At 40.8% G+C, this 18,334-nt stretch carries 21 protein-coding genes and 1 other annotated feature; of the genes, 3 read left to right on the top strand and 18 right to left on the bottom strand.

Translation table 11 applies throughout. The features are described from left to right. Positions 1–249: 249 nt before the first annotated feature. From FNK51_RS27555 to FNK51_RS16470, 3 genes are all read right to left on the bottom strand, one after another. Complete coding sequence (locus tag FNK51_RS27555) at positions 250–576, bottom strand: NUDIX hydrolase (protein ID WP_353617897.1); 327 nt, start codon at positions 574–576, stop codon at positions 250–252. After that, the gene (locus tag FNK51_RS27550) at positions 503–772 is read right to left on the bottom strand and encodes an NUDIX hydrolase (protein WP_353617896.1); all 270 of its coding nucleotides are present in this window, start codon (positions 770–772) and stop codon (positions 503–505) included. Before FNK51_RS27550 ends, FNK51_RS27555 begins: the two co-directional genes overlap by 74 nt. A gap of 99 nt (positions 773–871) precedes the next feature. Continuing rightward, positions 872–1,138: a transporter suffix domain-containing protein gene (locus FNK51_RS16470; protein ID WP_309487140.1), complete on the bottom strand. Its 267-nt coding sequence runs from the start codon at positions 1,136–1,138 to the stop codon at positions 872–874. 286 nt (positions 1,139–1,424) lie between these two features. Here FNK51_RS16470 and FNK51_RS16465 point away from each other — a divergent pair, with 286 nt between their 5' ends. Next, positions 1,425–2,105: a copper homeostasis protein CutC gene (locus FNK51_RS16465; RefSeq protein ID WP_141994031.1), complete on the top strand. Its 681-nt coding sequence runs from the start codon at positions 1,425–1,427 to the stop codon at positions 2,103–2,105. Positions 2,106–2,254: 149 nt separating this feature from the next. Here FNK51_RS16465 and FNK51_RS16460 read toward each other — a convergent pair whose 3' ends face one another. The 5 genes from FNK51_RS16460 to FNK51_RS16440 form a co-directional block, all read right to left on the bottom strand. Then, a complete protein-coding gene (locus FNK51_RS16460) occupies positions 2,255–3,049 on the bottom strand; it encodes a putative protein N(5)-glutamine methyltransferase (RefSeq protein WP_483296123.1) in 795 nt (264 codons plus the stop codon). A gap of 197 nt (positions 3,050–3,246) precedes the next feature. Continuing rightward, complete coding sequence (locus FNK51_RS16455) at positions 3,247–3,984, bottom strand: MerR family transcriptional regulator (RefSeq protein ID WP_141994029.1); 738 nt, start codon at positions 3,982–3,984, stop codon at positions 3,247–3,249. Positions 3,985–4,336: 352 nt separating this feature from the next. After that, positions 4,337–5,191 (bottom strand): pentapeptide repeat-containing protein, encoded by an 855-nt coding sequence (locus FNK51_RS16450; protein ID WP_141994028.1) that lies wholly within the window; start codon positions 5,189–5,191, stop codon positions 4,337–4,339. A 42-nt stretch (positions 5,192–5,233) separates the two neighbouring features. Beyond that, the gene (locus FNK51_RS16445) at positions 5,234–5,713 is read right to left on the bottom strand and encodes a VOC family protein (RefSeq protein WP_141994027.1); all 480 of its coding nucleotides are present in this window, start codon (positions 5,711–5,713) and stop codon (positions 5,234–5,236) included. Positions 5,714–5,835: 122 nt separating this feature from the next. Continuing rightward, positions 5,836–6,348, bottom strand: coding sequence for a GNAT family N-acetyltransferase (locus tag FNK51_RS16440; protein WP_353617895.1), 513 nt, complete (start codon positions 6,346–6,348; stop codon positions 5,836–5,838). A 293-nt stretch (positions 6,349–6,641) separates the two neighbouring features. On the opposite strand from FNK51_RS16440, the gene FNK51_RS16435 reads away from it, so the two are divergent. Continuing rightward, positions 6,642–8,030, top strand: a complete 1,389-nt coding sequence (locus FNK51_RS16435; protein ID WP_141994025.1) for an L-cystine transporter — start codon at positions 6,642–6,644, stop codon at positions 8,028–8,030. 137 nt (positions 8,031–8,167) lie between these two features. Here FNK51_RS16435 and FNK51_RS16430 read toward each other — a convergent pair whose 3' ends face one another. The 4 genes from FNK51_RS16430 to FNK51_RS16415 all read right to left on the bottom strand — a co-directional run bounded on the left by FNK51_RS16430 (position 8,168) and on the right by FNK51_RS16415 (position 12,602). Beyond that, positions 8,168–9,370 carry a hypothetical protein gene (locus tag FNK51_RS16430; protein ID WP_141994024.1) on the bottom strand — a complete coding sequence of 401 codons (1,203 nt, stop codon included), beginning with the start codon at positions 9,368–9,370 and terminating at the stop codon, positions 8,168–8,170. A 148-nt stretch (positions 9,371–9,518) separates the two neighbouring features. Then, positions 9,519–10,175: a phosphatase PAP2 family protein gene (locus FNK51_RS16425; protein WP_098373721.1), complete on the bottom strand. Its 657-nt coding sequence runs from the start codon at positions 10,173–10,175 to the stop codon at positions 9,519–9,521. Between the two features lie 229 nt (positions 10,176–10,404). Next, positions 10,405–11,754 carry an amino acid permease gene (locus tag FNK51_RS16420; protein ID WP_141994023.1) on the bottom strand — a complete coding sequence of 450 codons (1,350 nt, stop codon included), beginning with the start codon at positions 11,752–11,754 and terminating at the stop codon, positions 10,405–10,407. Between the two features lie 59 nt (positions 11,755–11,813). After that, positions 11,814–12,050 (bottom strand) — a binding site (T-box leader). Positions 12,051–12,374: 324 nt separating this feature from the next. Then, on the bottom strand, positions 12,375–12,602 hold the full coding sequence (locus tag FNK51_RS16415) for a hypothetical protein (protein WP_141994022.1): 228 nt from the start codon (positions 12,600–12,602) through the stop codon (positions 12,375–12,377). A gap of 204 nt (positions 12,603–12,806) precedes the next feature. On the opposite strand from FNK51_RS16415, the gene FNK51_RS16410 reads away from it, so the two are divergent. Beyond that, entirely contained in the window at positions 12,807–13,970 is a 1,164-nt protein-coding gene (locus FNK51_RS16410) for an MFS transporter (RefSeq protein ID WP_141994021.1), read from the top strand. 60 nt (positions 13,971–14,030) lie between these two features. On the opposite strand, the gene FNK51_RS16405 is transcribed toward FNK51_RS16410, so the two are convergent. From FNK51_RS16405 to FNK51_RS16380, 6 genes are all read right to left on the bottom strand, one after another. Then, entirely contained in the window at positions 14,031–14,360 is a 330-nt protein-coding gene (locus FNK51_RS16405) for a hypothetical protein (protein ID WP_286178745.1), read from the bottom strand. Between the two features lie 98 nt (positions 14,361–14,458). Further along, entirely contained in the window at positions 14,459–15,100 is a 642-nt protein-coding gene (locus FNK51_RS16400; protein WP_098373725.1) for a response regulator transcription factor, read from the bottom strand. Beyond that, complete coding sequence (locus tag FNK51_RS16395) at positions 15,093–16,139, bottom strand: sensor histidine kinase (protein WP_098373726.1); 1,047 nt, start codon at positions 16,137–16,139, stop codon at positions 15,093–15,095. The genes FNK51_RS16400 and FNK51_RS16395 overlap by 8 nt, the downstream gene beginning before the upstream one ends. Further along, complete coding sequence (liaF, locus tag FNK51_RS16390) at positions 16,136–16,882, bottom strand: cell wall-active antibiotics response protein LiaF (RefSeq protein WP_098373727.1); 747 nt, start codon at positions 16,880–16,882, stop codon at positions 16,136–16,138. Before liaF ends, FNK51_RS16395 begins: the two co-directional genes overlap by 4 nt. 157 nt (positions 16,883–17,039) lie before the next feature. Next, entirely contained in the window at positions 17,040–17,675 is a 636-nt protein-coding gene (locus FNK51_RS16385; protein ID WP_098373728.1) for a PspA/IM30 family protein, read from the bottom strand. A 19-nt stretch (positions 17,676–17,694) separates the two neighbouring features. Beyond that, on the bottom strand, positions 17,695–18,042 hold the full coding sequence (locus FNK51_RS16380; RefSeq protein WP_098373729.1) for a lmo0954 family membrane protein: 348 nt from the start codon (positions 18,040–18,042) through the stop codon (positions 17,695–17,697). Positions 18,043–18,334 lie beyond the last annotated feature (292 nt).

The following is an 18,334-nucleotide window of genomic DNA, read 5'->3' as shown; positions in this document are numbered from 1 at the left end:
TAACTTGCAGCCTGCCATCACTATTACAGTCTGGTATGTCTCGCTTTATCAACTGAATCACCACAGAGACAAAGTCAATATCCCTATGAGCAATTCAGGACAAATAAGGTAACAACTAAGGACATATGCGTATCAAACTGTGACAAAACGAGCCAATAGGCTGCGGTTCCCCGGAAAAGATACAGGTCGAAGTACTTAATCTTAAAAAAGCCCCGACAAAACTCGAATCGTTTTGTCGGGGCTTTATTTTCATTTAGCGAGGTTTTCCCTGATCAATCTAATGATGCTTTCATAATAGGAAAGATCATGCTGAACGAACTCATCCCGTCCAACAAACCGATCGATCATCATCATACGGCCTTCGTGATTCATTTCAAATCCCTTAATATTCACTTTGTCCTCCGCTCCGGTCCATAGCCCTTCGAAGTCATTCGGCGCAACCTTCACCATTCCGGAAACCTCTTCTGGCTGCAGGGTGAAATCATCGAAGCTATGTGCACTTTCATATAGAAAGACGTTTGCCTGTTCTTTGTTGATGAAATCTTCTTGGAACCAACTCGTCAAAGGAAACGTCAATGCCTATTTCTTCTTTAATCTCCCTGAAGCCGTCGTATACCGTTTCATGAGCGAGTAAATGGCCGGCAGCCGTAATATCCAATAGATTCGGATAATCTTTTTTCATCGCACAGCGATGCTGAAGATATAGATAATCCACGTCCGCTTCCCTACTGAAAACCAGCAGGCCAATGCCCCAATCTATGTACTTCCTCACGCGAAGCCACACCTGCTTGTATGCGATCGGAATCGAAAACTTTCAACAACTCAGTTTCCATGGAGCTTCACTACCAGCCCTTTTTTATAAAAAACTGCTTCACCCTTTTTCTTTTCTCCAATTCTTCGGGTTTAAATAACCTTTATATTTAGCAGCCACTTCTTTCCCGACCAAAAGCGCGCCTGCCCAAAACATGACTTCCGCAAAGACGATCGCACCTGTTATGACCCCCGCTTTAGCCGCAGTTGAAAATGGCGTAAAAGGAGCTACGACAGGAATGATCCAAGTGAGAAGGGAAATGATCAGGAATCCCATCCCTACTTTGTAAAACCTCGATTTCTTTACTTCCTTACTTTCTTTATCCAATTAAATAACCTCCGTCATGATGATTTTCATTTAATTACCCAGCCAGACATTCCACTTTCAAATATACGATTTAATATATTCTTTTTTTATACGTTCGAATGTTCATTTCGTTTCATAAATATGAGAAATAAAGAAATTCCATTTGAGAAAAGCTAAGGAAAACTAGTGCAGGTATTTGATGAGAGGTCATGATATCTATTAATGAATTGACTTTACTATTCTTAATGGATTTAATAATCTTATACAAGCTATTCTTATAATACTTGCATGCAGGAAGGAAAATCCAATGTACATTGAATTCATTGCCACAACGATAGAAGATGCCATTTTAATCGGAGAATCCGGCGCAGACCGAATCGAGCTTGTTAGTTCTTTGGCCGAGGGGGGATTAACTCCCAGCCACGCCTTGATAGAAGCTGTCGTCCATTCAGTAAAGATACCAGTCAACGTGATGGTGAGGCCTCATAGCCAGTCGTTTTGTTATACTCAAAAAGATTTGGAAATTATGAAAAAGGATATCCAAATCATTCGTTCACTCGGTGCGAACGGGGTCGTATTGGGTGTATTAAATGAAAAAAATGAAATCAATCGACCTTACCTCGAAGAATTATTGACGGAATGTGAAGGTTTGGAGATTACATTCCACCGAGCCATCGATGAAACAAACGACCCAGTCATTTCAGCTGAAACACTGGCACAATATCCAGAAATCACAACGATATTGACGTCAGGTGGGCATGGGGAATTCCCCAGCCGCATGAAAACGATTCAACAAATGAAAAGAGTCTGCGGCGACATAGCGATACTGGTTGGAAGCGGTCTAAATAAGGATAATATCCTTGCTATCCATTCCGAACTGCATACCGGTCACTATCATTTCGGTACGGCCGTTCGAAAAAACAACAGTTTCATTGAAGGAGTTACATTAGAAAAAGCTAAGGAAATCGTAAACATGCTAAAGAAATAATGTCGGAAAGGGACCGCTTCTTTGGTCCCTTTTATGATGCAGATCTCTTTTTTTGTAAATAGACCGATTCCCAAAACCAAGAAAATAATGCCGCACATAACTTCTTTGTTCCAATCGTTATAAGAAAAAGCGCCTCTAAAAACATTTCTTTAGAGTGCGGGTCTGGTTCCAATTACGACAGTGGCGTCCAGTTCTTCACACTTTACCACCCGTGGCATCACCCCGTATCTAGCAAAGATTTCTACGGTCTGCATCGCTTGCCGCTCACTGGTCTCGACTAACAAATGGGAGCCCGGTGCCAGCCAAAGTGTTGCCGAAGCCGCCACCCTTCTCTGGACATCAAGCCCGTCCGCCCCGCCATCTAATGCCACCCTCGCCTCATGCATGCGCGCTTCATGGGGTAAAAGACCGATTCCCTCAGTAGGGACGTATGGTGCGTTTGCGACCAGTACGTCAACACGTCCCCGTAAATTGGCCGGAAGCGGTTCATAGAGGTCCCCTTCGTATACCTGACCATTGACTGAAGTGACGTTACGACGCGCGCACCGCACCGCGGCTGGGTCAATGTCGACGGCGTACAACTCGATTTCTTCGAGAACATCGCCCACAGCGGAGCCAACCGCGCCCGTGCCGCAGCACAAGTCCACCACAACTGCTCCTGGCATAGCGAGTGCTGCCGCTTGGCGGACTAAAAACTCGGTCCGTCTGCGGGGTACGAAGACTCCGAGGTCAACTTCTATCCGGATACCGCAGAATTCCGCCCAGCCGATGACGTGCTCAAGGGGTAAACCCGCTATCCGTCTATCCACCATCCCGGCCAATTCGGCCGTTGTCCCTGCTGCGATGATGAGCAACCGGGCCTCTTCCTCGGCGAAAACACAACCTGCGGCCCGAAGTTTAGTGACGATGCTTGTATAAATGGCATCTCCATTAAAAACAGCCACTTTACTTCCATCAACATCATTGATTTTCCCGAGGTTAAAGGCGGCATTCCTAAACTCCATAAGTTTCCCCCTATTCTCTATAAATCGGAATATTATAAATATTACCATAACTATAGTATACAGCTTCTTAAACTGACTGTCGCTTTAGCTATAAAATAAGAAGGTTGCCGGAGCAACCTTCCATCTAATCTGGGGATTCAATTTTTGTTAGCGTCAGCAAAATGCCCCATCGCATCACACATGAATTTTGCTAAACCATCACCGTATTTGTCGATATTTTTGGTGAAGCGTTGATCATCCACGTACATTTGACCTAATCCTTTGAAAGCATCCAGTGAGTATGTGCCGAAGTTATTGTTCAAACAATCATACCATTCTTTAATTAGCTCTTGTGCCTCCTCCGACTTGGGAGAGTCTTTTCGGATTGAAGCAAGTTTTATATAGATATCCGATACAATTTTCTGTGCATCCTTGGACATGCCCGCCACTTTAGCCTTCGATTCATCGACAGCTTTATCCCCCCAAAGCTTGCGGGCTTCTTCTTCATAAGGATTCTGACTGAAGTCAAATCCTTCAAATTTTTCTTTATTCGTCATTTGAATTTCCCCTTTCATATGCTTAATCGATTTTTCGACCGTCTCAATTAATTTATCGAGCTGACTGCGTTTCTCCAGTAACATTTTTTGATGTTGCTTTAACGCATCTTGTTTATCAAACGAAGAGCTGCTTATCATTTGCTTTATTTCCTTTAACGGCATGCCAAGTTCCCTGAAAAACAGGATTTGCTGCAACATCTCAAGATTATCATTCGAATAAAGGCGATAACCTGAATCTGTTATTTCCTCTGGAGATAATAACCCGATTTCATCATAATAATGCAGTGTCCGCACACTAATGCCAACTAAATCGGCTAGCTCTTTCACTTTCATTGCCACTGCTTCTTACCTCCTTTCGATATCATTTACTTTAAGGTATTACGCAACGTCAGAGTCAAATGGAAAAATGAAAGTTTTCCGCCCAATTATAAAAGACGATCCTTCCTAATGAAGAATCGCATGTTAGTATAGAGTTCACTTTTTGTAAAAGCTTAGGATTAAAGCTAAATCTATGTATTAAATTTCCCCATTACTCGTGAATTTGACGCCTTAACTCGTGAATGTGTGCTTTTTACTCGTGAGTCTGACGCTTTTACTCGTGAATTTGCGCCTTTTATTCGTGAATTAAACCATTTTCATTCATGAGGCGTATACGCTGCATGAAAGTTAGCTTCCGATCTTGGCTTTACTTCTACCTCCAATGATCGGGAATGTTTAATGTGAGCGGTAATTTTGTCTTCGTATCGCCTTTAGCCGAGTTAATCTGTGCTTGTGTGATGAAGAAACTCCCGGTGAGATCGGCACCGCTTAAATCAGCGTCCCTAAAGTCTGCACCGATAAGATCCGTCACTCTCATGTCAGCTTCTCTGAGGTCGGATGCGATAAGTAAAGCTCCTCTTAAGTTCGCTCCCCTAAGGTCAGCACCTCTCAACTTTGCACCGATAAGGTCACTTCCCCTCCCTATTTTGTTCTGTTTTTTCTGATTTTTATTTTTATTAAATGATACCTTTGCACGTACGAGTTCACTTGTGCGCAGAAGTAAATCATTAACGATCGCTCTATGAGCTGGTACATTCAGGTCCATGATGGACTTTGGACTTTGCTTAGTGAGATATTCCGTTTCTTCAAAAGCAGCCTGCAAATCTTGATAAAGAGGTTTCGCATCTTCTAAATTCAGTGCTTCATTTAAGTAACAAAGCATTTCATGAAGTTGTTGCATAATAGGAAACACATCGAACATTTCCTTTGCTGACGCTGGGTTGTCTCTCCAATCGTTTCCATCATATGTGAGTTGAGATACCTTTTGACCGGCACCGAAGCATTCATATACCGTGCAGCCCCTAAATCCCTTTGCTCTGAGATTTTCATGGATGCCGCAACGATAATCCGATTGCAGGTTTGAACATGGTGTACCTCCATTTTTATCAAATGCAAAATCAGCAGATTTTGCATAAGGCAAAGCTACACAGCACAAACCAAAACAATTCTCACAGTCTGCACGTAAATGATTAAGAATACTATCGTTATTCGTTAATTGATTAAACAATACTTACACTTCCTTCTATTAAATAAAACCAATCGTTTCATACTAGTAGATTTTTTTGTTTTCTTCTATAGAATTTAGTTCTTCCCATTCTTCAATTGAAAGTTTTTCAGTCATATGCTTATATGCATCAGGGACTTCTACCGAACACATGAGTTCGAGACTATTTCCATCCGGGTCATTGAAATAGACGGAAGCGTTTCCTTGGTTCGGCCGAACAAAAGGTTCAATCGATGTTCTTTTTCCAAAAGGGACCACTTCAATTTTTAGGGATTGGAGCCAAGTTAATGCATTTTTCATATTTTCATAAGATACCCGAAATGCGATATGCCTTATTGAAGGGTGGTATGGAGTTTGATATTCTTTCCCTTCCCATAATCCGACCCAGCTTTTGTTTTCTTCTATCCAAAAGAAGGCAGTATCTTCATCCCTCCAAGCTAGTTTCAAGCCTATTTTCTTATAAAAACCCATAGAGATGGCCAGGTTCTTGACGGGTAGATGGGCTTCATATAAACCTTCTATCATATTATATTATCCTTTCTCCTTTTAAGTAATGAAATCTTTTGCCGCGAAAATATCTCGAGATTATTTCTTCATCTCTTAAATCCTTTTCACTTTATGCGGTCTATTAATAGAAGAAAATGGATTTAAAGGTTCCTACTATAATGGTAGAACATTAGCTTTTGACCCGAATCCGCACTAATTTCCTCATTAATCGAAATCTGTTCAAAACCGTTTTTCACTAAAACCTTTTGGGAGGCAATATTGTCGCTTGTCGTTTTGGCTTGTATTTGAGTCACATTCAATTCCGGCGCCAGATTAACCAAAAGCCTTAAAGCTTCATTCGCTATCCCCTTTTGCGTAAACCTTTCACCGATTCTGTAACCGACATGAGCCGTACCATTAATGGGATCGATATCCACAAGGTTAATCCTGCCGACGATTATGCCTGAACCATCCTTAATTAAATAAAAAGAGGAGATGGCATCTTCTTGTTCTTTTAATAATTCCTTATGCCTGATCTCAAACGTTCCAAAACTATAATAATCATCTCCCCGGCCTGGCACCGTTTGCTCGAAAAACCTTCTATTATTGCATTCAAATGCAAATAACGCTTGTGCATCCTGTTCATTTAGCATGTGAATGTATATATCCATCATTCCTTCATCCTCTCAAAAAATGCTAAGCATATGCGACCTGATATATCATTCAAGAAAACCAAGGGATTATCCTCCCTGTTAAATGTATATAATGGAAGATTTTCACCTAGTTTGTTCCAGCCTCCTCTTTATTGTTCCCTCTAACCCAGTTCGTGAATAGAGATATATACATGAATTACTTGAAAAGTCAAAAATAAATTATTTTCTTCTGGTAAAAAATCAACGGATGATGTATCATAGTCTTCAGATATTTATTATTCTTATTTGGTTAATCGGAATTAGGAGGAATATATATGATTGGTTATGTGTTTTTAAATCTTGCCATAATGCTCGTTCTTTTAGGCGTTTTATTTTACATGAATAAGAAGCATGTTTCCTTTACAAAAAGGGTCTTTACTGGACTTGGTTTAGGGATCGTATTCGGACTTCTTTTGCAGTATTTCTATGAACCTCAGTCAGAAGCGATCGTTAAATCGGTCGATTGGTTTAACATTGTAGGTTCCGGCTATGTCAAGTTCCTGCAAATGATCGTCATGCCGCTTGTCTTCATTTCGATCTTATCAGCATTCACAAGATTGAAACTGACTAGCAATATTGGAAAGATCAGTGTCCTGATCATCGGAATCCTGCTTGGAACGACTGCGATTGCAGCAGCTGTCGGGATCACCTCGGCAACTGTATTCAATTTGGAAGCCGTTCAAATTGAGCAAGGGGAAGCGGAGTTAAGCCGCGGGGATCAAATATCGGAAACATACGGTACGATTCAGGATAAAACGATGCCGCAGCAAATCCTTGAATTGATTCCATCCAACCCGTTCCTTGATTTAACGGGAGCACGTCCGACATCAACGATTTCCGTTGTAATTTTTGCTGCATTTCTTGGGATTGCCTATTTAGGAGTCAAACGGAAGCAGCCTGAACATGCTGAATTTTTTGCTAAAATAGTAGATACATTGCACAGCATCATCATGCGTGTCGTAACATTGATCCTTCGTTTAACACCTTACGGGATCTTGGCGATCATGACGAAGACGGTAGCTACGAGTGATTTGGATGCCATCCTGAAATTGGGGAAATTCGTGGGAGCCTCTTATGTCGCCCTGATTGTCATGTTCCTCATCCATTTGCTATTGCTGATGCTTGCAGGATTGAACCCAATCGTATATTTAAGAAAGGCGTTCCCGGTATTATCGTTTGCCTTCACTTCAAGAACAAGTGCAGGAGCTCTTCCATTGAACATTCAAACACAGAAACAACTAGGGGTGTCGGAAGGTATTGCCAACTTTGCCGGATCCTTCGGCTTGTCAATCGGTCAAAACGGCTGTGCCGGAATCTATCCGGCCATGTTAGCGGTCATGATTGCTCCAACGGTTGGAATCAACCCACTGGAGCCTTCATTTATCGCCATGTTGATTGCCATCGTGGCCATTAGCTCTTTCGGGGTTGCAGGTGTAGGCGGAGGAGCAACATTTGCTGCCATCCTGGTATTATCCGCAATGAACTTGCCAATCGCCTTGGCCGGATTGTTGATTTCAATCGAGCCATTGATCGATATGGGAAGAACGGCTGTGAATGTCAGCGGAAGCATGACTTCCGGTATTCTTACTAGTAAAATAACAGGCGACCTGGATAAGGAACAGTTCAGCGAAGAATCGTCTTTGAAAATTGAAGCTGAAATGTAAAAGAAAAAAGCATCGGACTTCCTGTATGGGAGGTTCGATGCTTTTTTTTTATGTCGGTATCAAATTTATGTTAGCAGACACTCCCCAAACGGGGTATTGATCTCCATGCTTCATTTTAAGCACCGATGTAATTCATTTTAAATAAGTACATGCCAGATATTTTCTTGTTTCTTATATCTTCCCTTTATTTCTCCAACATCATCAATTGTAAGCGAATCAATGTTTTCAATGGGTGCTTTCCCTAATATCAGGTGTAATTTATTTATGTTTTTAATTCCATTGCCAACATGGGCAATAACAGGTTGTTGAATAAGAAAATCTTGGTTGTTCATTCTTACATTTATAAAGCTCTTATGTAAAAGTTTATCTTCTAATGGGATGATATTCATCGGGTCAAAGGATTCAGCAGTTATTTCCCCTTCAATATATAGATGAATTCCTGCTTGTTCATTAAACTCTTCAAATGCTTTTATTCTCTTTTCTATGGCAAAATTAACGACTTCCTCTGTTTCAGAACTTATCTTCACATCAGCTATTGAATCTTCCATATAGTCACCGGTATGCTGTTTTAATATGTCATATAATGTTTCTTCTCTATCAAAAAAACTTTCCATCCAGCCTGGTGAAAGCTCCTCAAGTAACAAACACATAAACAAACCGGAACTATAACAACTACTTCTAATACTAGAAGTAGATTCATATTTGTTTATTAGTTGTTGTGCATACTTTTTTAAAACTGAATGGTAATCAAGCGGGCCTTTTTCGGAGTAAGCCCTTAATTCGACATACCACGCAGGTCCCTCAATGGTTTCAATCAATTTTTCATATGTTAGGTACTCTTCAACCTTAGCTGCTCTTTTTTCCCTTAGTGCAATGAAAGCATTAAGGCATTGTTTCTTCTTAATTATGTTATTTTCCAACAACGCATGATAAAGATTTGTTCTTTCCTGATTTCGCAATTCCACATTTTCTTTTGACAACGGATATGTGATTCCCATCATTTCATCAGGAAACCGTTTTTCATCTTTAATATACTGATAGCCGTGAAATAATTCGTGAACCACTATTGAATACAAATCTTCATAATCCTCATACGAATCCATATTAACAATTGCAGTGGGATATTCTTCATACAAAATAATTGTGTCGCCAGTAAAATGTACATCCCACTTTAAAGTATGATATGCACAATGTGGATTGTTACTGAATTTGGGATGATTGAATAGATAAACATTTCTCTTATCATATAATGCATAAGCAACAAGTTCAAAACCCGACCAATAATTTTCCAACTTCGCTTTAACCAAGTCTTCAGCAATTCGATTAAGATGATGTGGCATTCTTTTCCTCCCGCCATTGTTTCAATTCGACTAAAAAAATAATATCATATATAATTTAACATAAATATCCAAATTTTTAATACACAAAAAACCACTGTAACTTATCAGCTCATGGGAGCTAATATTCTTACAGTGGCTTAACTGTGATTCATTTTTTAATTTGCCTTGCTGCGTAATGATTGGCCTGATAAGCCGATAGGGCTTGGAACATATACTGGACAGCTGCATATACCCCACATGCAAGAAGTATCCCTGCTAGTACATCCAATACAGCATGCTGTTTCGTAAATAGTGTGGAAAGGATAATCAGAGTTCCGAATGCAGTGACACTCGCATACTCCCATTTGTGCTGTTCTTTCCGCTTATGGGCGACGATCATCATGATGAATGTAGTCAGTACATGAATGCTGGGAAGACAGTTGACAGGTTGATCATGACTATAGACGATTCTCATTAAATGGGCAAAGATATCGTTGCCCACCACTTCTGGACGCGGGACTGTCGATTGCCAAAGGCAATATACAAGAAAACAGAGTAGTTTCCCCGATACCAAACTGCCTAATCCTACGAAATAGTGCTTTCGGTCAACAAAACAGTAGTAAATCAGCAATCCATAAATATACGGATACCAAAGTAAATAAGGAACGACAAATTCTTTAATAAAGGGAATCTCCCTATCTATTATAGTCGTAACATCGACAGCATGACCTGAAGATTGATTGATGATTGAATAGATGGAACTAGTAATCACCAAAAGTAATAAATAATATAACGGGTGAAAGGATAGTATGGAATTGTTTTTCATAGCTCGCTCCGGCTTTCAATATATTGGTTTTTTTCCAAAGATTATTATACAACATTTTTCACTAGATTAACTCTTTAATTGCTAAAGTTAATGATTCCCATGAACTAGTAAAATGGATATCTCTTACTTTTCACCAGACCAAGAATACATAACGAAAGCCATGGCATGCTACCATGGCTTGAAACTGAAACTTCTATGCGAGAAGGCAAAAGCGATATCCACGCTTTCTCTAGATTTTGTTATGGCGTTTTTTCCATACAAACGTCAATGATATGAAGATGTAGATGCAAAGTGTAATGATCGTAACGATTATGGATGTCGTGAAAATGATTCCGATCAGGATCGTTATTAAAGCGATGATCGCAGCCCAAGTCGTATACGGGAACCATTTTACCGAATAGGCACTTGTTTTTTGGGACTGTTGTTTACGTGATTTCAAATGGGCGAAAGCTATGATCAACCAGATGAATAATACGGTATATCCCAGCGAACCCATTAGGAAATCGAAGGTCTTGCTTCCAGCAAATAAGGAAATCAGTACACCGCCATATAAAGCGGAAGTACACATTAATATTGCGGGAACAGGTACTTTCTTCTTGGATAAACGGGAAAAGATTTTCGGAATGCGACCATCAACGGCTTGTGTATACAGAACGCGGGATGAACCATACAACCCGGAGTTCATCGATGAAATGATCGCTAATAGAACAACGGCGTTCATAATATGGTCGGCACCAGGAATCCCAATCATTTGAAAGACCATTACAAACGGACTTTCCTGCACCCCGTTTACTTCGTTCCAAGGAATTAAGCTAACGATGATGAAAAAAGGAATGATATAGAAAGAAATGATCCTGATCAATGTACTGCGAACGGCTTTTGGAACCACTTTTTCAGGATTTTTCGTTTCAGCTAATGTGACCCCGATGATTTCCGTACCGCCATATGAATAGATTACCACCAGCATCGCCGTGATCAAACCTGTCGATCCATTCGGAAAGAAACCGCCATGCTCAGTCAAGTTAGAAAAACCGACGGCTGTATGATCACCAAAAGTAACGAGCAGCAACAATAATCCAGCCATGATGAACACAATGATGACGGTTATTTTAATTAAAGCAAGCCAGTACTCCGTTTCAGCAAAAACCTTAACCGACAGCAAGTTAACCGCAGTAACTAAAACCGAAACAGCTAATGCCAGTATCCAGATTGGATATCCCGGCAGCCAATATTGAAGGAAAATCGCCGCAACCACTGATTCGGCCGCGATATTCAATACCCACATTTTCCAATAGATCCAATCCAGGAAATAGGCAGGATACTTTCCTAAAATCGATTGGACCAAATCCCTGAATGTTCGTGCACCGCTATTGCGGACCGCCATTTCAGCTAAACCTTGCATGATGAATAATAGGATGATGCCCCCTATCAAGTACGCAATGATTACGGAAGGGCCTGCCATATCAATGGCTGAACTGCTTCCTTTAAATAAACCTGCCCCGATGGCACCGCCTAATGCCATCATCGTAATATGCCTTGAAGTCATTGTCCTCTGTAAATTCCGTTTGTCCGTCTCCATATCCTTACCTCCCAAAAATCAAAAAAAGCATATCGTCTCTTCCTTCATAATCAAATGAAGAAAGAGACGATATGCCTTAAGCTTACCGCGGTACCACTCTTATTGGCTCTTTTCTAGAACCCTGCTTTAAAAACCTTGTAACGAAGGTCAATCGTTAAAACAAAAGAATGGATAATTCCTATCTTTCGCTTTACCACTCCCAGGCAAGTTCAAAGTATCATTGGACTGCGTTGCACCAACCCGCAGCTCTCTTTACCGAATAATGTGCTTTTACTACTCCTGATCATTGCGTTTCAAAAATTAAATTATATCTGAATATTTTTAATAATATCCAATACTATACGGACTCAAAGTAAATTTGTCAATAACTTTCTTAGGATAATATTTTAAAAGAAACAAATCATCGGAAAACGTGTTGAGCCAGCCATATGTAATCCGTAAAATACTATTTAGAATAAAATTGATGCAAGTACTTTACCCATATCTGTAATTAAGTTCAATAAGAAATGAATCATACGGTCTCCTTCCCCATCAAAGCAAAACCGTTGCTTTTTCATCATTAACCCCCGCTGGAATAACCAACAATTAACACAAGCCCAGGCTCTCCTTAACTTTTAAAACTAAATCCCTAACCATGATGCAGCCACCATCAGGACACCAACGACAATCACTATAACCGGTCCTACAACAATTAATCCAAATAGCAATGAGACTACTGCATCCATGAAGGTTCGAAAGAGTCCTGCTTTTTCCTTTTTATTCGCTTGCTCCGTTAATAAGTCTTCAAGATGACCGACCTTTTGCTTCAGTTCCTGCAACTCCTGAATTACTTTTGTGTCTTGATCCATTAAATATCACCCTCTCCAATTAACAATAAGTGTTAATTCTATCATTAACATCCATTTTTAAAAAGTGAAATTTAACCTCGAAACCAACTCTATCATTCTATTTTCATCCATAAAAATTAAAACTATTTTTTCAAATTCTGTCATAAATGATACAATAACAAGGTTGAAATCAATCTATAGAACACGTGAGGTATCATATTTTTTATGAAAGCAATACGATTATTAAAGGGTTTTAACTTTTTATATTTTGGACTGCTTGCCATTTTCATTCCGTTTCTCCCAGTCTATCTGGCTGATCAAGGTTTGCGTCCAGCCCAAATCGGGTTCATCATCGGTACAGGAGGTTTTGTCACCCTCATCACCCAGCCTTTATGGGGAATGATCAGCGACAAAACAAGGACGATACGAAAAGTTCTGTTGTTACTCATCTTTTTCTCGAGCGTAATCGGTTATTTCCTCTATGATTCAAGCAGTTATCTTCAACTCATCCTGTTTGCCATGCTGCTATATTTCTTTCTGATGCCGATCGATCCCCTGACGGAAAGCCTTAACTTTACGATGGCAGAGAAATCCGGGATCAGTTATGGTTCCATTCGGACATATGGTGCATTGGGTTATGCGGTCATATCGCTGATCACCGGCTATGTTATGTCATATTTCGGAGCGAACAGCCTGGCCTTTCTTTTTGCGGGCATAGGATTGATCAGTTTCATTATCAGCTGGATGATGCCTGATGCACCCGTTTCGGGAAAACCAGTCACCTTAAGCAGCCTGAAGCATTTTTTCAGCAATAAAGAGACGCTTCTCTTTCTGTTATTAGTCTTTATCTGTGCTGTTCCAGCAAGGATGAACGATACTTTCCTCGGAGTGTATATCCGGGAACTTGGAGGAAGTGCCAAGCTTGTAGGCTTGACCTGGTTCTTAGCGGCTGGAAGTGAAATCATTGTGTTCGCACTAAGCTTTTGGTGGCTTCGCAAGGGTAAGGAAATCATCATCATTTCGTTTGCAGCAGCGTTTTTCTTTATCCGTTATTTCATCTCTGCGTGGATTACCGATCCACAACTATTAGCTTATTTGCAAGTCATGCAGATATTGACTTTCCCGATTTTCTACTCGGCGGCCATCCAATATCTGTATCGGATCGTTCCGGTGGAATGGCGTGCCACAGGCCAGACCGTACTGGCGCTGCTATTCTTCGGGGTTTCGGGAATCATTGCTTCTTATATAGGCGGAGCCATATATGGGGCTTACGGCGGCAAGACCCTTTACCTGTTCATCTCCTCCATCTCCTTTATAGGAATGGTATTTGCCCTGGTTCTTTATCGGATTTACGGCAAGAAGCTCGATACCGCAGAGGAAGCCGTATAATCAAAAAAATCGTATAAAAAAGAGCATGTTTTGATCAAAACATGCTCTTTTTGCATTCCGTTAGCGAAATAAAGGGGCAACCGTTAACATTAGCACAGAGAAGCAAAGCAGTATAGTAGTTGTCCTGTTTGAGAGTTTTACTTGTCCACCATTTTTATAGAACCCTGAAAATTGAAGCCAGTTTTTATAGAGTACATAAAGTAATGGGAAAATTGCCATACCAACAATCCATCCGCCTGCGGTATTCTCTACGGTTATACCAAAAATCGCATAGATTGAATTAATGATGAACCCCATTATCATTCCAATAACGAAAATAATGGTGATTATACGGAATAATTCTAAGATAACTCTTAACATCATTTCACCTGCCTTTTTCCCGTTATCCATAAAAAAAAGGCTGCAATCAGCAACCTTGAATGAACTTTACAGGATGGGATATTTACCTAAATATAGCAAACTTTCCTCTATTGGTAAATAGACGCTCTTTACTGCTCTTCTTGAACGAGCGAATGTTTAAATGCGTAAATCACTGCTTGCGTGCGGTCCTGTACGGCAAGCTTACTTAATATATTACTGACATGCACTTTGGCTGTTTTCAGGGCTATGTATAGTTCATCCGCAATTTCCTGATTCGTTTTCCCTTGTGTCATCAGCAGCAAAATTTCCATTTCTCGGTTTGTCAATTGATCATGAAGCTGGGTAATCTTTGGGCGACGTAACTTCTCCATCATTTTTCCCGTCACTTCAGGTTCAAGTACGCTTTGTCCCTGGAAAGTGGAACGGACGGCTCTCGCAATCTCGCTGGCCTTTGATGTTTTCAACATATAGCTCGTCGCTCCGGCTTCCAATGCCGGGTACACTTTTTCATCATCCAGGAAGCTTGTCACAATGATGATCTTTGCTTCAGGCCATTTTTCGATAATTCGTTTCGTCGCTTCTATGCCGTCCATTTCCGGCATCACCAAATCCATCAAAATGATATCCGGACGTAATTCCAATGCCAGTTCGACAGCTTTCAAGCCATTGTCCGCTTCCCCGATCACTTCGATATCCGGCTGTGCAGATAAATAAGCCGATACCCCTATCCTTACCATTTCATGGTCATCGACAAATAATACTTTAATCATCATGATCACCTCCAGCATTTAATAATGGGATTTTCACTTCAAGTTTCGTTCCTTTATTCGGAACGCTTACAAGTTGCATCGTCCCGCCTAATTCAACAGCCCGTTCATGCATGTTTTGCAGACCATATGATCCCGTTTTTGACTCCTCGACGTTAAAACCGATGCCGTCATCCGTTATCCGTAAAATGATCAGCCCATCACGAACGATCAATAGCACTTCAAGCGAGCTCGCTTTTGCATGTCTCAGTGTATTGGAAATCGATTCTTGTAAAATCCGAAACAGATGGTCCTCAATCCCCTTATCCAGAGTGACGGGCTCCATCTTCCAATTTATATCCATCGTCACTTTTTGGGCCAATTCCAAAAGAAGCTCCTTCATTCCTTCATGTAAAGATTTTCCCTTTAATGCAACAGGCCTCAAGTGAAGCAATAACGCCCTCATCTCAAGCTGGGATTGATGGATCATTTCTTCCACTACCTTGAATTGTTTCATTTCCGTTTTTTCCATATCGGATTGTGACTCAGTGATGGCCGACATGAACATCGAAGCGGCAAACAATTGCTGGCTCACTGAATCATGCAGTTCCCGCGCCAAACGGTTTCGTTCCTGGGAAACGATTTCCTGAATCTGTTTCTCCTGATCAATGGCCTTTTCATTCGCCATTTTTTGTGATAATTTTGTCTGTTCATTGATTTGCTTATGGATTAGATGCATCCTTTCCACCATTTTAGCCATCTCTTGGACCGGATACGTCTCCTGTTGCGAAGGTAAGCGGCCCTGTTCAAGTAAGTACAGCCCTTCATCCACCCTTTCCAGCTGCCTCTTCCAAAACATTCCCGAAACGACTCCATAAATCAGCCCTACCGTCATGACCAGACTTGGCAGGAATATGACGAAGGGTAAGCCCATGACAACTTTCTCCCACAATAAGCTCCAGTCGGATAAAGGAAAGATGAAGAAAACCGCCGCCGGCAAGGCAAGGGAAAGAACGAAAGCAACACCAAGGGCAGTCAATATCTGCCGTGTCAGTATACTCATATCCGCTTCACCTCTAAATCCCCAACTAAGATTGAAGTGATGATATGAACCTTTTGATCCGTTTCATTGAACCCTTCCGTTTGGTAGGAATAAATTTGATTAAAGACCCTGGATTCAGGCTTATTTTCAAAAATCCTCGCTCTGCCTGCAATGACAGAATGATGGACCCTGATTTCGATGCCATATGGTACGAGAACAGTGATATTGCCAATGATATTCCTGATGGAAATGACAGCGTCGCCTTTCGGTAAAATCGTTTTGCTTAAATCGATAACCGTATCACCGACCCCGCCCTGAACATTCACGGAATTCCATTCATATACTTGCTCGGCCGTCTGTTGATGACCGAAAAACTTATTTTTAAAAAGGTAATCGGTTTTCAGCAATTGTTCCTTATTGATCTTTTCTTCGTCCGAATCATCATTTATTAAAATGGGACTGACCCAATCAGGATTCTTTTTGGACTGATAATATAAAAACAAAAGATAAATGAGGATCGCCATTAGGAAAAATTTAAAGACGAACATATTCAAGACATTGATGATAAGCGAAATCAACCCTATAAAAAATAGGATTTTCCCGATTGTCCGTTTTGTGAATTTCCTGCCTAAATAGATGCATCCTATTGAAAAAGCGAAGGAAAAAAGGAGACCTCCACCCTTAAATGCAATCTCTAAAAAAATCAGGACGACTCCGATGAGAAGTATCCATCCCATATAGTCCGTCTTCATCTTGTTCAACATCGGTTCGCCTCCCCTTTATATGATCACGATATTCTTAAAAGGCACAGGAACCCGTGCCTTTTAAGAATACCATGAAATTATCATGTTCTGACAGCCCGTTTTCCCCCGCCCTCCATTCCAAAAGGTCAGGGGATAACAGCGATGCCTTAAAAAAACTTTACGCTTCTTTCTGTTCCAATTCTTTTTCAAGCTGGACAATCCTGGCATCGATCGTATGCCGATTATAATCAGTATGGACCTGGTGCTCGATGCGATCGATATAATGCTCCATTTCTTCAAACATCGCTACCGGTTTGGCTTCGGATCTGCCCCCATCCAAAACCCGATTGATCCGGTTGTTTGCCCGGGCAATATTTTCCCTGCCCATCAGCTCCAGACGCTTTAGATGCATATCCTTCAGCTTATGCTTCATTTCTTCATATTTCCGCTCCAGTTCAGCCAACTGAACCTCTGCACTTTTATGCGCCTCCTTCAAACTTAGCGCTCGCTCTTCATAGTGCAGGCTTTCCTTTACAGCAAACTCCATTAAATCCGTTTCTCCCGACTGCTTGGCAATCTCAGCCTGATGCTTACGTTTTTCAGCCAGATTTTGCGCTTGATTATATTCACGCGTAAACTCTTCTTTCAAAAGATATTGACGTTCAAGCAGCTTACCGACCTTTTCCGCCTCCTGCTCACATTGACGCAAATATTGATTTAACATTCCAATTGGATTTTTTTGCTCCTTTTTATCCAACAAGTCGTGAAAATCCGCTGAAATCGTTTGTTTCATTCTTGAAAATAAATTACCCATTCCAATTACATCCCTTCTATTAGTTCTTATTCAACTCTTTCCACTCTCTTTCAAAATTTGAGAATGGGTCATTTTCTTTCGATGATGCACTTTCATCATTTTCATTCCATTTTTTATAGACTAAGTAAAGAACATAAGCTGCCACCAATCCCAATATTGCCGGGATATGGGAAATAGAAATGATCAGCACGATAATGGAGACGGACCCCCATGCAATCTTGGCCCCTGTCGATTCGGACTTCATGAACTGCTTGAATCCAAAGTATAGGATCGCCAAGCAAATCGCCAGGCTGATCAATGGACCAACATTCGCCAGTAAAAAAAATAAGGCGATCAGTCCTACAATAAATAAACCAAATTTCTTCATTGTTTTCGTCCTCCTTTCCTTGTTTATATCTTATCTACTTTTACAACATCGTATAATGAGCCTTAGCTATATTTTCTAGTAAGACTTAAGGCGTAGACGCTGTAAGTCCCACGCTAATGAGGGCGTTTTGATCATGTGTTTGAGTGCTTTACTCGTGAGTTTGGTCGGTTTACTCGTGAATTCCGCCGGTTTACTCGTGAATTTGGCGTTTACTCGTGAATTCTGCCGGTTTACTCGTGAGTTTGGGTGGTTTACTCGTGAATTCTGCGCCTTTACTCGTGAGTTTGGTCGG

The organism is Bacillus sp. B4EP4a (assembly GCF_006680105.1).
In the GTDB taxonomy this organism is placed as follows: Bacteria; Bacillota; Bacilli; order Bacillales; family DSM-1321; genus Peribacillus; species Peribacillus simplex_E.
Note: the sequence above shows the minus strand (reverse complement) of the source record. Positions and strands in the feature narration are given on the sequence as shown.

Coding starts and splice junctions, on each gene's coding strand:
- FNK51_RS16465 (WP_141994031.1), top strand. CDS start 1,425: ATGTACATTGAATTCATTGCCACAACGATAGAAGATGCCATTTTAATC.
- FNK51_RS16400 (WP_098373725.1), bottom strand. CDS start 15,100: ATGATTAAAGTATTATTTGTCGATGACCATGAAATGGTAAGGATAGGG.
- FNK51_RS16445 (WP_141994027.1), bottom strand. CDS start 5,713: ATGATAGAAGGTTTATATGAAGCCCATCTACCCGTCAAGAACCTGGCC.
- FNK51_RS16410 (WP_141994021.1), top strand. CDS start 12,807: ATGAAAGCAATACGATTATTAAAGGGTTTTAACTTTTTATATTTTGGA.
- FNK51_RS16380 (WP_098373729.1), bottom strand. CDS start 18,042: ATGAAGAAATTTGGTTTATTTATTGTAGGACTGATCGCCTTATTTTTT.
- FNK51_RS16420 (WP_141994023.1), bottom strand. CDS start 11,754: ATGGAGACGGACAAACGGAATTTACAGAGGACAATGACTTCAAGGCAT.
- FNK51_RS16385 (WP_098373728.1), bottom strand. CDS start 17,675: ATGGGTAATTTATTTTCAAGAATGAAACAAACGATTTCAGCGGATTTT.
- FNK51_RS16405 (WP_286178745.1), bottom strand. CDS start 14,360: ATGGATAACGGGAAAAAGGCAGGTGAAATGATGTTAAGAGTTATCTTA.
- FNK51_RS16395 (WP_098373726.1), bottom strand. CDS start 16,139: ATGAGTATACTGACACGGCAGATATTGACTGCCCTTGGTGTTGCTTTC.
- FNK51_RS16435 (WP_141994025.1), top strand. CDS start 6,642: ATGATTGGTTATGTGTTTTTAAATCTTGCCATAATGCTCGTTCTTTTA.
- FNK51_RS16415 (WP_141994022.1), bottom strand. CDS start 12,602: ATGGATCAAGACACAAAAGTAATTCAGGAGTTGCAGGAACTGAAGCAA.
- FNK51_RS16440 (WP_353617895.1), bottom strand. CDS start 6,348: ATGATGGATATATACATTCACATGCTAAATGAACAGGATGCACAAGCG.
- liaF (WP_098373727.1), bottom strand. CDS start 16,882: ATGTTGAACAAGATGAAGACGGACTATATGGGATGGATACTTCTCATC.
- FNK51_RS16425 (WP_098373721.1), bottom strand. CDS start 10,175: ATGAAAAACAATTCCATACTATCCTTTCACCCGTTATATTATTTATTA.
- FNK51_RS16430 (WP_141994024.1), bottom strand. CDS start 9,370: ATGCCACATCATCTTAATCGAATTGCTGAAGACTTGGTTAAAGCGAAG.